Here is an 11,885-nt window from a genome sequence, read left to right as displayed (position 1 = left end):
TTTTTGGACAGAAGATCTTTTGACAGAAGAAGGACGCCGGATGAGGCCCGAAGACGAAAGCGAGCTGGCCGAGGTCGTGCGGGGCGCCTCCTCGCCCCTGCGCATCCGCGGCGGCGGCACGCGCGAGGTCGGCCGGCCGATCTCCGGCGCGGTGGTCGAGACCGGCGCGATCTCCGGCATCACGCTTTACGAGCCCGCCGCGCTGACGCTGGTGGCCCGGGCCGGCACGCCCCTCGCAGAGGTCGTGGAGGCACTCGCCGCCGAGGGTCAGCGGCTGCCCTTCGAGCCGCCGGACTGGCGCGCGCTGCTGGGCACCTCGGGCGAAAGCACCATCGGCGGGGTGGTGGCGGCCAATGCTTCCGGCCCCCGCCGGATCATGTCGGGCGCCTGCCGTGACAGCCTGATCGGCGTGCGCTTCGTCGACGGCACGGGCGCGGTGATCAAGAATGGTGGGCGGGTGATGAAGAACGTCACCGGCTACGACCTGGTGAAGCTCCTCGCCGGCTCCTGGGGCACGCTGGGGGTGCTGACCGAGGTCTCCTTCAAGGTGCTTCCGGTGCCGGAGAGCGCGGCGACGCTCCTGCTGCCCGGCATCGGGGTGGCGCCCGCCGTGACGGCGCTGGCCGCTGCCATCGGCTCGCCTTTCGAGGTCTCCGGCGCGGCCTGGACCGAGGAGGGCGCACAGATCCGGATCGAGGGCTTCGCGGCCTCCGTCGCCTACCGCGCCGAGCGGCTGCAGGCGCTTCTGGCCCCCTTCGGAGAGGTCGTGGTCGAGGCCGGACGCGACGCGAGCGATACCCGTTGGGCGGGCCTCCGCGACGTTGCGGGGCTGGCGGGCCGGCCGGGCGATATCTGGCGCGTTTCGGTGAAACCCTCCGACGCACCGGCGCTGGTGGCGCGGATGGGGGCGGAGGCGGTCGCCCTCGACTGGGCCGGCGGGCTGGTCTGGGCGCTGACGGAGCCGGGCACCGACCTGCGCGCGCGCCTCGGCGGCTTCGCGGGCCATGCCACGCTTATGCGGGCGGCCCCCGAGACTCGCGCCCGGATCGCCCCGTTCCAGCCGGAGCCACCGGCGATCGCAGCGATCGCCACCGCGCTCCGTGCCCGGTTCGATCCGCGCCATATCCTCAACCCCGGGCTGATGGACTGAGAGATGCAGACGAATTTCACCCCGGAACAGCTTCAGGATCCCGGCACCGCGCGGGCGAACAAGATCCTCAGGACCTGCGTCCATTGCGGCTTCTGCACCGCCACCTGCCCGACTTACCAGGTGCTCGGCGACGAGCTCGACAGCCCGCGCGGCCGGATCTACCTGATCAAGGACATGCTGGAGAACGAGCGCGTGCCCGACGCCAAGACCGTCGGCCATATCGACCGCTGCCTGTCCTGCCTCGCCTGCATGACGACCTGCCCCTCGGGTGTCGACTACATGCACCTCGTCGACCATGCCCGCGCCTATATCGAGGAGCGGTACCGCAGGCCCTGGTCGGACCGGGCCCTGCGCTGGCTGCTGGCGCGGATCCTGCCCTATCCGGGCCGCTTCCGGCTGGCGCTGCTGGGCGCGCGGATCGGCCGGCCTTTCGCCCGGTTCCTGCCGGACCCGCGGCTGCGTGCGATGCTGGCCATGGCGCCGAAGCGCGTGCCCCCGGTCAGCCGCAACGACGCGCCGCAGGTTTTCCCGGCGAAGGGGGCGCGGAAGATGCGCGTGGCGCTGATGACGGGCTGCGCCCAGAAGGCGCTCAACACCGATATCAACGACGCGACGATCCGGCTGCTGACGCGGCTCGGCTGCGAGGTGGTGGTGGCGCGCGGCGCGGGGTGCTGCGGCGCCCTGACCCATCACATGGGCCGCGAGGGCGAAAGCCATGCCGCGGCGGAGAAGAACATCCGTGCCTGGACCGCGGAAAAGCACGGCGCGGGCCTCGACGCGGTGGTGATCAACGCCTCCGGCTGCGGGACGACGGTGAAGGATTACGGCGTCATGTTCGCGGGCACCCCGCTTGCCGCCGAGGCCGCCGGGATCGCCGCCCTCGCCTGCGACATCACCGAGATCCTGCAGCGGCTCGACCTGCCGGAGCAGCCCGCCCAGGGCCTGCGCGTCGCCTATCACGCCGCCTGCTCGCTGCAGCACGGCCAGCAGATCAAGGCGGCGCCGAAACAGGTGCTGAAGCGCGCGGGCTTCGAGGTGGTGGAGCCGGCCGACAGCCATCTCTGCTGCGGCTCGGCGGGCACCTACAACCTGCTGCAGCCCGAGATCTCGGCCGAGCTGAAGGCGCGCAAGCTCTCGACCCTCGACGCCCTTGCCCCCGATGTGATCGCCGCCGGCAACATCGGCTGCATGATGCAGCTCGGCTCCGGATCGACGGTGCCGGTGGTGCATACGGTGGAGCTCGTCGACTGGGCGACTGGCGGGCCGCGGCCCCGTGCGCTTGGCCCGATTTCGTCATAGTTTTGCCTGAAGGGGCCGCTAGTCGGGCAGGATGACCCGCATCCTCCGTCCCCTGCTGTCCCGGCTTGTCCTCGTCCTTGCGATCGGTGCCCAGCTCGGGGTTTCGGCACTGCCGGCGCGGGCCGATTCCGGGCTGACGGCGCTCGACACCGCCGACCAGTCGAAGGGCTGGCAGGCGGTCGGGCGGCTCAACATCGGGGCGGACGGGTTCTGCACCGCCACGCTGATCGCGCCCGACCGGGTGCTGACAGCGGCGCATTGCCTTTACGACAAAGCCACCGGCCGGCGCATCCCGGTCACCCGGATGCAGTTCCTCGCCGACTGGCGCATGGGCCGCGCCGCGGCCTATCGCGACATCAAGCGGGCGGTGATCCTGCCCGATTACGTCTACGCCTCTGCCGACAAGCTTGGCCGTGTGCGCCACGACCTCGCGCTGATCGAGCTTGCCCGGCCCATCCGGCTGCCCTCGATCCGGCCCTTCGCGGTCGGGGCCGAGCTGCAGCCGGGAGAGACCGTCGGCGTCGTCTCCTACGCCGAGGGGCGGGCGCAGGCGCCCTCGCTCCAGCGCAGCTGCCAGGTGCTCGAGCGCGATACCGGGTTCTTCGTGATGAGCTGCGACATCGACTTCGGCTCCTCCGGCGCGCCGGTCTTCACGATCCGGAACGGGCGGGCGCAGGTGGTGGCAGTGGTCTCCGCCAAGGCGCTCGCCAACGGGCGGCGGGTCTCGCTCGGCGTTGATGTCGCCGGCCAGGTCCACGCGCTGGAGGCCCGGCTGCAGGCGATCGAAAGCGGCACCGTGGCCCAGGCCGCGGGGGTGGACGAGCCTCAGATGCTGCGCCCGGGCGAGAACGACACCGGCGCGAAGTTCCTGCGGCCCTGAGCCGCGATCGGGCCCGCCGCCGGGGCCTTGAAAGCCGGATTTTCCTTCCCCATCTCAGGCTTGCCGGACGCCATGACGGGTCCGGTCAACCGCCCGTCCCTTGGGGGAGGGCCCTTTTGAACATCGCTCGAAGGAGGATGATCCATGCGTGCCTATGACTTTTCGCCCCTCTACCGCGCCACCGTTGGCTTCGACCGTCTGGCCGACCTGATGGACCGCGCGCTGACCGTCGACGCCGGGGCGCCGACCTACCCGCCCTACAACATCGAGAAGACCGACGAGAACGCCTACCGCATCTCGATTGCCGTCGCCGGCTTCACCGGGGATGAGCTTTCCGTCGAGGTGAAAGAAAATACCCTCGTCGTCTCTGCCCGCAAGGCCGAGGAGGATGCCAAGACCTACCTCCACCGCGGCATCGCCACCCGCGCGTTCGAGCGCCGCTTCGCGCTGGCCGATCATGTCCGCGTGACCGGCGCCACCCATGCCGACGGCATGCTGCATATCGACCTCGTGCGCGAGACGCCCGAAGCGCTGAAGCCGCGCCGGATCGAGATCGCCCGCGCCTCCGACATCGAGGCAAAGGCCGTGGAGCAGGCCGAGGCCTGATCCTCCCGCCAACCGGCAGTCCGGGGCGCGCCAAACGGCGCGCCCTTTTCGTATTCGCGGCGACGGCCCGCCATCCCCCCGTTTTTCTGTCCGAAAATATCCCCGCTGGAGGCGGCGCCGCGCCCGCGGCGCTTCTGCCCCGTGACGCCGGACCCGCGTCCGCCTATGGTCGCGCCATGAGCGAGCCCACCGATCCCCGCCTTCGTCTCCGCGTCGTCTTCGGCGACGGCCGCATGGTCGGCCCCGGCAAGGCGGACCTGCTGGAACTGATCCGCGATACCGGCTCCATCTCCGCCGCCGGCCGCGCGATGCGGATGAGCTACAAGCGCGCTTGGAGCCTTGTCGAGGAGATGAACGCCGCCTTCCGCGAGCCGCTCGTTGCCCGCACCCGGGGCGGCGCGCAGGGCGGCGGCGCGGCGCTTACCGCGGCCGGAGAGGCCGTCCTGTCGCATTACCGCGCGATCGAGGCCGCGGCGGCGGAAGCCGGCGCCCCCGACATCGCCGCGATCCGCGGCATGCTCAGGGATATATCCGACGGGAAATAACGCTTGCGCCGGGCCGCGCTCCCGGTCCATATGTTTCGCGAAACATAACGACCCGCCGGAGACCGCCATGCCCCTGTCCGCCCTGACCCGCCGCACTGCCCTGGCTCTCTGCGCCGGCCTCATCGCGTTCGCAACGCTTCCCGCCGCTGCGCGCGCCGGTCAGATCACCGTCTTCGCGGCCGCCAGCCTGAAGACCGCGATGGACCAGATCGCCGCCGACTGGAAGGCCGACACCGGCAACACCGCCGTCGTCTCCTATGCCGGCAGCTCGCAACTGGCCCGCCAGATCCAGCAGGGTGCCCCGGCCGATGTCTTCATCTCCGCCAACGAGGCCTGGATGACCCGGCTTCAGAAGGGCGGGCTGATCCAGGCCGCGACCCGGCGCGACCTTCTGGGCAACCGCCTCGTCCTGATCGCGGCCAAGGGCACGGCGAAGGTGACGATCGGCAAGGGCTTCGATCTCGCCAAGCGGCTCGGCTCCGACCACCTCGCCATGGCGCTGGTCGACAGCGTGCCAGCCGGGATCTACGGGAAAGAGGCGCTGACCTCGCTGGGGATCTGGAAATCGGTAAAGCCGAAGGTGGCCCAGGCCTCCAACGTCCGCGCCGCGCTGGAACTGGTTGCGGCGGGCGAGGCGCCCTACGGCATCACCTATGCCACCGACGCCAGGGCCGAGCCGCGGGTGGAAATCGTCGGCACCTTCCCGGCAGACAGCCACCCGCCGATCATCTATCCTGCCGCCCTGACGAAAGAGGCCAAGGGGCCGGCAGCGCAGTTCCTCACCTATCTCGGCGGGGCCAAAGCCAGGGCGGCCTTCGAGGGGCAGGGGTTCACGGTTCTGAAATGACGCGATGCCCGGCTTGAGCGCGGAAGACCTCCAGGCCCTCGTCCTGTCGCTGCAGGTCGCGGCAACCGCCACCGCCGTAGCGCTGCCCTTCGCGCTGGCCGCCGCCTACCTGCTTGCCCGAAAATCCTTTCCGGGCAAGCAGCTCTTCAACGGGCTGGTGCATCTGCCGCTCGTCCTTCCGCCGGTGGTGACGGGCTATATCCTGCTTCTCGCCTTCGGGCGGCACGGGCCGCTCGGGATCCTCTTCGCCGATCTCTTCGGGCTGACCTTCATCTTCCGCTGGACGGGTGCGGCGCTGGCCGCGGGGGTCATGGGCTTCCCGCTGATGGTCCGTGCCATCCGCCTCGCCATCGAGGCGGTCGACCCGAAGCTGGAGGATGCCGCCGCCACCCTCGGCGCCGCCCGCCCCTGGGTCTTTCTGACCGTCACGCTGCCGCTGATCCTGCCCGGCATCCTCGCCGGGGCGGTTCTCGGTTTCGCCCGGGGCCTGGGCGAATTCGGCGCCACGATCACCTTCGTCTCGAACATCCCCGGCCAGACCCGCACCCTGCCGCTGGCCATCTATTCCGAGCTTCAGGTCCCCGGCGGAGAGCCCGCCGCGCTGCGCCTCGTCATCATCGCCACGGTCTTCGCCATGGCCGCGCTGATGATATCGGAGTTGGTCGCCACCCGTGTCGCCCGCCGGATCGGTGGCGCATGACGCTTTCGGTCTCGCTCGCCCATGCCTTCCCCGGCTTCCGGCTCGATGCCGCCTTCGAGGCGCCCGCCGGTCTCACCGTCCTCTTTGGTCGCTCGGGCTCGGGCAAGACGACAGTCGTCAACGCGGTGGCCGGGCTGCTGCGCCCCGACCGCGGGCGCGTCACCGTCGCCGGCCGCGCACTCTGCGACAGCGCGACCGGGCTCTGGCTTCCGCCGCACCGCCGGCGGATCGGATACGTGTTCCAGGAAGGGCGGCTCTTTCCACACATGACCGTGCGCCAGAACCTCGCCTACGGCGCCCGCTTCGCGCCGCGCGGGGCGACCGGCGCGGATCTCGGCCCGGTGGTGGAGCTTCTGGGCATCGGCCATCTCCTCACCCGCCGTCCAGGCGCGCTTTCGGGCGGGGAGAAGGCGCGGGTCGCCATCGGCCGGGCGCTTCTGTCGCGGCCGGAGCTTCTGCTGATGGACGAGCCGCTGGCCGCGCTCGACCAGGCCCGGAAGGAGGAGATCCTGCCCTATCTCGAACGCCTGCGGGACGAGACCAGGGTGCCGATCCTCTATGTCAGCCATTCGGTGGCCGAGGTCGCCCGCCTTGCCACCACGCTGGTCCTGATGCACGAGGGGCAGGTGGAGCGCACCGGCCCCGCGGCCGAGGTCCTGGCCGATCCCGCCAGCGCCCAGGCCATCGGGCTGGCCGAGGCTGGTGCGGTAATCGAGGCGCGGGTGGTCGGCGAGGAGGCTGACGGGCTCTCCGTCCTCCAAACCTCGGCCGGGCGGCTCTATCTGCCGCGGATCGACGCGCCGCCGGGCGCCTGCCTTCGGATCCGCATCCATGCCAGCGACGTGATCCTGTCGCGCGGCGCGCCGCAGGGCCTCTCGGCGCTCAACATCCTGCCCGGGCGGGTGGAGGCGGTGCATCTGGGCGAGGGGCCGGGCGCGATCGTCCGGCTGCGCTCGGGACAGGACGTGATCCTCGCCCGCCTGACCCGCCGTTCGGTTGTGGCGCTGGGGCTGGCGCCGGGGACCGAGTGCCATGCGATCGTGAAGACCGTGGCGGTGGCGCGCGGCGACGTCGGCACCGCCTGACCTGCCGCGCCCCGGTCCGGACATCCATTGGCGACGGTCCCCCGGCGTCGGGAAGCAGGGGCGATTCCCCCACAACCCGTGCCAAAGGGGAAACATCCCAACACGTTGTCGCGACGGCTTTGAAATCTACCGTCGCCCGCCCGACGTAAACCGCATATTGAGGGGCGCAGCCCAAACGCCGGAGGTCCGAACTCGTGTTCCAGTCGTTCTTTCCCAGGCCGAAGCTGTTCTTCGCCTCGGCGCTGCTCTGGTCCGTCCTCGCGGTCGCCTTCTGGTATCTCTTCGCAAAGGATTTCGGCGCGCGGATCGGCCTGCCCCCGGGCCCGGGCGAGGCCCATCCCGTCATCGGCCTGCGCTATTTCGTGACGCCGGACTTCATCTGGTTCTACATTTACTACACCATCGCCACCGCGATCTTTGCCGCCGCCTGGATGATCCTCGCGCCGCATCCCTACCAACGCTGGTCGATCGCGGGCTCCGCCCTGATCATCTTCGTCGATTACTATTCCGTGCAGGTCTCGGTCGCGATCAACAACTGGCGCGGGCCGTTCTACGACGCGATCCAGAAGGCGCTTTCGGGCAGCAACTCAGGACCCAAGGCGGTAAATGCCACCGACCTCTACACGCTCCTGCTGACCTTCGCCGCGATCGCGATGATGGCGGTTTTCGTCTTCGTGCTGACGCGCTTTTTCATCAGCCACTACGTGTTCCGCTGGCGCACCGCGATGAACGACTACTACATGTCCCGCTGGCCCGAGGTGCGCCTGATCGAGGGCGCCTCGCAGCGGGTGCAGGAAGACACCATGCGCTTCGCCAACATCGTCGAGGGATTGGGGCTTTCAATGATCGACTCGGTCATGACGCTCTTCGCCTTCCTTCCGATCCTCGCCGCGCTGTCGGCCAATGTCACCGCCCTGCCGCTGATCGGCGAGGTGCCGGAGCCGCTGGTCGTGGCCGCGGTCTTCTGGTCGCTCTTCGGCACCGTCCTGCTGGCCGCCGTCGGCATCCGCCTGCCCGCGCTGGAGTTCATGAACCAGCGGATGGAGGCGGCCTACCGCAAGGAGCTGGTCTACGGCGAGGATGACGCAAGCCGCGCCGAGCCGATGACGGCGCAGGAGCTCTTCGCCCAGGTCCGCCGCAGCTACTTCCGGCTTTACGCGCATTTCGTCTATTTCAACATGTTCCGCAGCCTCTACTCCCAGGCCGACAACGTCTTCGGAACGGTGATCCTGGTGCCGACCATCGCCGCCGGGAAGATCACATTCGGGATCTTTCAGCAGATCCTCGGCGCCTTCGGCAACGTCTCCGGCTCGTTCCAGTACCTGGTCTATTCCTGGTCGACGATCGTGGAGCTGCAGTCGATCTACAAACGCCTCAAGGCCTTCGAGGCCGCGTTTGAGGGCAAGGCCCTCGACTCCATCGAAAGCGCCGACCAGGGCTGATGCCAGGCCCCCCTGTCGGCCCGGAACAGCGGTGCGTTAGCACCGCCGGGCCAGCGCCCGTCCGCCCCCAAGGGCGGGCGCTATTGGTGAGTCACCGCCCCGGCTACGCGAAGCGGTTCTTTACGCAATAAGCGGACAGATCCCGGTCCTCACCGCGTAGGGTGCGCATTCATTGCGCACCACGGGATCCCTTCAGACCGAGAGGCAGATGTATTTCATCTCCAGGTAATCCTCGGTCCCGTGATGGCTGCCCTCGCGGCCAAGGCCGGACTGCTTCACGCCCCCGAAGGGCGCCACCTCGGTCGAGATCAGCCCGGTGTTCACGCCAACCATCCCGTATTCCAGCCCCTCCTGTACCCGGGTGATCCGGCCGATGTCGCGGGCATAGAAATAGCTCGCCAGCCCGAAGATCGTGGCATTGGCAAGCGCGATCGCCTCCTCCTCAGTCTCGAACTTGTAGAGGGGCGCGAGCGGGCCGAAGGTCTCCTCGTTCGAGACCTTCATCTCGGGCGTCACGCCGGTCACGATCGTCGGCTCGAAGAAGGTGCCGCCAAGCTCATGCCGATGCCCGCCGAGCACGACCTTGCCGCCATGGGCCAGCGCGTCGGCGATGTGATCCTCTACCTTCGCCACCGCCGCCTGGCTGATCAGCGGCCCAAGCTCGGTTCCCGTTTCCAGCCCGTCGCCGACCTTCAGCTTCGCCACCGCCTTGGCGAGCTTCTCGGCGAAGGCATCATAGACCCCGGCCTGCACGTAGATCCGGTTGGCGCAGACGCAGGTCTGGCCGTTGTTGCGGTATTTGGAGATGATCGCGCCTTCCACCGCCTTGTCGAGATCGGCATCGTCGAAGACGATGAAGGGCGCATTGCCGCCCAGCTCCATCGAGCATTTCATCACCTGGTCCGCCGCCTGCCGCAGCAGGATCCGTCCGACCGCGGTCGACCCGGTGAAGGTCAGCTTGCGCACCGCCGGGTTCTCGCAGAACTCCTTGCCGATGTCGGAGGCGCGGGTGGACGGGACGACGGAGAACACCCCCGCCGGAATCCCCGCCCGCTCGGCCAGCACGGCGAGGGCGAGCGCCGAGAGCGGCGTCAGCTCGGCCGGCCGGGCGACGAAGGCGCAGCCGACGGCCAGCGCCGGGCCGCATTTGCGGGTGATCATCGCGTTGGGGAAGTTCCAGGGCGTGATCGAGCCCACCACCCCCACCGGCTGCTTGATCACCGTGATGCGCTTGTCGGGCTGGTGGCCGGGGATGGTCTCGCCATAGATCCGCTTGGCCTCCTCGGCGAACCATTCGATGAAGGAGGCGCCATAGGCGATCTCTCCCTTCGCCTCGGCCACCGGCTTGCCCATCTCGGCGGTCAGGATGCGGGCCAGGTCCTCCTGGTTCGCCATCATCAGGTCGAACCATTTCCGCAGCACGGCGGCGCGCTCCTTGCCGGTGCGGCGGGCCCAGGCCTTCTGGGCGACCTCTGCCGCCGCGATGGCGCGGGCGACCTCAGCCCGGCCAAGGTCCGCCACGGCGCAGATGACATCGCCACGGGCCGGGTTCAGCACTTCGAAGGTGGCGCCGTCATCGGCGTCGATCCACTCGCCGGCGACATAGGCCTTGGTCGCCAGCAGCGAGGGATCCTTCAGCAGCGCGCGAAGATCGGTTACGGAATCGAGCATGGCAGCCTCCTAGGTCAGGTCCGGCCTATCCAAAGCACCCGGCCCCGCGCTTGTCCAGAACGCCGGGGGGCTGGGGGGCCGGGGCGCGGTGCATCCGGGAAATCGGGGTTTCCTGGCAGGTCGACCCATCCCGGACCCGGCACCCGGCAGGGGCGGTGCGTTACGGTGCGAAAGCGGTGCGAAAGCGGTGTAAAAGCGGTATCCGATTTTTCGAGGCATGACAGGGGGTTGCAGCCAAAACGCAGCCCGCGCGCCGGTCTCGCGGCACGCAGCGGCAAGATCCCGTTAAGGAAAGCTCAGCCTCGTCCGAACTTCGCCTGCCAGCTCGGCAGCAGGTCCCCCGGCGCGGGCTCGGCGGCATAGACAGCCCGCGCGATGGCGCGGGCAAGGCAGCAGGCCGCGGCATGGCCAAGCGCGAAGACATCGGCCTCGCCATTGGCCAGCGGTCTTTCCCCGGTCGCCGCCGCGAAGACCAGGTCCCCGTCGAAGGGGGTATGCGACGGCACGATCGCCCGCGCCATCCCGTCATGCGCCGCCGTCGCCACCCGCTGCGCCTGCGCCTGGCTGAGCACGGCATCGGTGGCGACGATGGCGATGGTGGTGGCCTCGCCCGAACCCTTCATCGGCGAAGGTTCGTGCGTGGCGGGGAAGCGCGGCGGGAGGCCGAGGCCCCCGAACTCACCGCCGATCTCCCAGGGAGCGGCCCAGAATTCCGGGCCATTTCCGACGGTTACGCGCCCCACGGCGTTGACCGCCACCAATGCGCCGACGGTCAGTCCGCTCTCCAGCACCGCCGAGGCGGAGCCGAGCCCGCCCTTCAGGTTGCCGGTGGTCGCCCCCGCCCCGGCGCCGTGGCTGCCAAGCGCGAAATCCTCCTCCGCCGCCGCCAGCGCCGCCCGGCCGAGGCTCTTGTAGGGGTTCTCGGCCCAGCCCTTCTCGCCGCCGTTCAGCAGATCGAAGAGGATCGCCCCCGGCACGATCGGAACGCGCGCCGCGCCCACCGAGAAGCCCCGCCCCATGGCCAGCAGCCCGTCCGCCACGCCGGAGGCCGCATCCAGCCCGAAGGCCGAGCCGCCGGAAAGCACCAGCGCATCGACCTCCTGCACCAGCCGGTCGGGGGCGAGCAGGTCCGTCTCCCGCGTCCCCGGCGCGCCGCCCATGACATGGACCGCGGCCGTGAAGGGCCTGTCGCCCAGCAGCACCGTCGCGCCGGAGCGCAGCGTGCGGTCCTCGGCACTGCCGACCCGAAGGTCCGCAACATCGGTGATCAGGTTGCGCGGCCCCGGGCGCATCATAGCCTCGGCTTCTTCGCGGCGGTCGCCGGGTCGCCGGTGTTCGGCGTGCCTTTCGGCTCGATCAGCAGCACCTTGGCCTCCGCCTCCGCGCGCGGCCGGTGGCGCATGCCTTTCGGCACGACAAACAGATCGCCCGGGCCGAGCCGGTGCGTCTCCGTCTCGACGTCGAGCAGCACCTCGCCTTCCAGAACAAGGAAGAAATCGTCGGTATCGGGATGGTCGTGGAAGGGGAAATCCCCCACGAACTTCACCACCATCACGTCATTGTCGTTGTAATCCGCCACCACGTGCGGGTCCCAGTGAGTGTCGAATTTGCCGAGTTTCTCGGCCAGATTGACGACCTTCATTTCGCTGTCCTGCTTTTT

Annotated in this window: 12 protein-coding genes; 9 read left to right on the top strand and 3 right to left on the bottom strand. The window is 69.5% G+C overall.

Annotated features, from left to right (window positions below):
• Positions 1-40 precede the first annotated feature (40 nt).
• The 9 genes from EIP85_RS12905 (at position 41) to sbmA (ending at position 8,554) form a co-directional block, all read left to right on the top strand.
• Complete coding sequence (locus EIP85_RS12905; RefSeq protein WP_127902604.1) at positions 41-1,150, top strand: FAD-binding protein; 1,110 nt, start codon at positions 41-43, stop codon at positions 1,148-1,150.
• Positions 1,151-1,153: 3 nt separating this feature from the next.
• Positions 1,154-2,449 carry a glycolate oxidase subunit GlcF gene (gene glcF, locus EIP85_RS12900; protein ID WP_127902603.1) on the top strand — a complete coding sequence of 432 codons (1,296 nt, stop codon included), beginning with the start codon at positions 1,154-1,156 and terminating at the stop codon, positions 2,447-2,449.
• 31 nt (positions 2,450-2,480) lie between these two features.
• Positions 2,481-3,329 (top strand): trypsin-like serine peptidase, encoded by an 849-nt coding sequence (locus EIP85_RS12895; protein ID WP_127902602.1) that lies wholly within the window; start codon positions 2,481-2,483, stop codon positions 3,327-3,329.
• Positions 3,330-3,473: 144 nt separating this feature from the next.
• Positions 3,474-3,935, top strand: coding sequence for an Hsp20 family protein (locus EIP85_RS12890; RefSeq protein ID WP_127902601.1), 462 nt, complete (start codon positions 3,474-3,476; stop codon positions 3,933-3,935).
• 176 nt (positions 3,936-4,111) lie between these two features.
• Positions 4,112-4,480 carry a winged helix-turn-helix domain-containing protein gene (locus tag EIP85_RS12885; protein WP_206615537.1) on the top strand — a complete coding sequence of 123 codons (369 nt, stop codon included), beginning with the start codon at positions 4,112-4,114 and terminating at the stop codon, positions 4,478-4,480.
• Between the two features lie 67 nt (positions 4,481-4,547).
• Positions 4,548-5,327 carry a molybdate ABC transporter substrate-binding protein gene (modA, locus tag EIP85_RS12880; protein ID WP_127902600.1) on the top strand — a complete coding sequence of 260 codons (780 nt, stop codon included), beginning with the start codon at positions 4,548-4,550 and terminating at the stop codon, positions 5,325-5,327.
• 4 nt (positions 5,328-5,331) lie between these two features.
• A complete protein-coding gene (modB, locus tag EIP85_RS12875) occupies positions 5,332-6,027 on the top strand; it encodes a molybdate ABC transporter permease subunit (RefSeq protein ID WP_127902599.1) in 696 nt (231 codons plus the stop codon).
• Positions 6,024-7,112, top strand: coding sequence for a molybdenum ABC transporter ATP-binding protein (gene modC / locus EIP85_RS12870; RefSeq protein ID WP_127902598.1), 1,089 nt, complete (start codon positions 6,024-6,026; stop codon positions 7,110-7,112). Before modB ends, modC begins: the two co-directional genes overlap by 4 nt.
• Before the next feature lie 194 nt (positions 7,113-7,306).
• A complete protein-coding gene (sbmA, locus tag EIP85_RS12865) occupies positions 7,307-8,554 on the top strand; it encodes a peptide antibiotic transporter SbmA (RefSeq protein ID WP_127902597.1) in 1,248 nt (415 codons plus the stop codon).
• Positions 8,555-8,746: 192 nt separating this feature from the next.
• Here the strand turns inward: sbmA and EIP85_RS12860 are convergent, their stop codons facing one another.
• From EIP85_RS12860 to EIP85_RS12850, 3 genes are all read right to left on the bottom strand, one after another.
• A complete protein-coding gene (locus EIP85_RS12860) occupies positions 8,747-10,225 on the bottom strand; it encodes an NAD-dependent succinate-semialdehyde dehydrogenase (protein ID WP_127902596.1) in 1,479 nt (492 codons plus the stop codon).
• Between the two features lie 296 nt (positions 10,226-10,521).
• A complete protein-coding gene (locus EIP85_RS12855) occupies positions 10,522-11,517 on the bottom strand; it encodes a P1 family peptidase (protein WP_127902595.1) in 996 nt (331 codons plus the stop codon).
• Positions 11,517-11,867, bottom strand: a complete 351-nt coding sequence (locus EIP85_RS12850) for a cupin domain-containing protein (RefSeq protein WP_127902594.1) — start codon at positions 11,865-11,867, stop codon at positions 11,517-11,519. Before EIP85_RS12850 ends, EIP85_RS12855 begins: the two co-directional genes overlap by 1 nt.
• Positions 11,868-11,885 lie beyond the last annotated feature (18 nt).

The sequence above is a fragment of the Solirhodobacter olei genome (genome assembly GCF_004010155.1).
In the GTDB taxonomy this organism is placed as follows: domain Bacteria; phylum Pseudomonadota; class Alphaproteobacteria; order Rhodobacterales; family Rhodobacteraceae; genus Solirhodobacter; species Solirhodobacter olei.
This window is presented reverse-complemented; position numbering and strand designations above follow the sequence as displayed.

Excerpts from the sequence above, each read along its gene's own strand:
- EIP85_RS12905 (WP_127902604.1), top strand. The coding sequence starts at position 41 with ATGAGGCCCGAAGACGAAAGCGAGCTGGCCGAGGTCGTGCGGGGCGCC.
- glcF (WP_127902603.1), top strand. The coding sequence starts at position 1,154 with ATGCAGACGAATTTCACCCCGGAACAGCTTCAGGATCCCGGCACCGCG.
- EIP85_RS12895 (WP_127902602.1), top strand. The coding sequence starts at position 2,481 with ATGACCCGCATCCTCCGTCCCCTGCTGTCCCGGCTTGTCCTCGTCCTT.
- EIP85_RS12890 (WP_127902601.1), top strand. The coding sequence starts at position 3,474 with ATGCGTGCCTATGACTTTTCGCCCCTCTACCGCGCCACCGTTGGCTTC.
- EIP85_RS12885 (WP_206615537.1), top strand. The coding sequence starts at position 4,112 with ATGAGCGAGCCCACCGATCCCCGCCTTCGTCTCCGCGTCGTCTTCGGC.
- modA (WP_127902600.1), top strand. The coding sequence starts at position 4,548 with ATGCCCCTGTCCGCCCTGACCCGCCGCACTGCCCTGGCTCTCTGCGCC.
- modB (WP_127902599.1), top strand. The coding sequence starts at position 5,332 with ATGCCCGGCTTGAGCGCGGAAGACCTCCAGGCCCTCGTCCTGTCGCTG.
- modC (WP_127902598.1), top strand. The coding sequence starts at position 6,024 with ATGACGCTTTCGGTCTCGCTCGCCCATGCCTTCCCCGGCTTCCGGCTC.
- EIP85_RS12860 (WP_127902596.1), bottom strand. The coding sequence starts at position 10,225 with ATGCTCGATTCCGTAACCGATCTTCGCGCGCTGCTGAAGGATCCCTCG.
- EIP85_RS12855 (WP_127902595.1), bottom strand. The coding sequence starts at position 11,517 with ATGCGCCCGGGGCCGCGCAACCTGATCACCGATGTTGCGGACCTTCGG.
- EIP85_RS12850 (WP_127902594.1), bottom strand. The coding sequence starts at position 11,867 with ATGAAGGTCGTCAATCTGGCCGAGAAACTCGGCAAATTCGACACTCAC.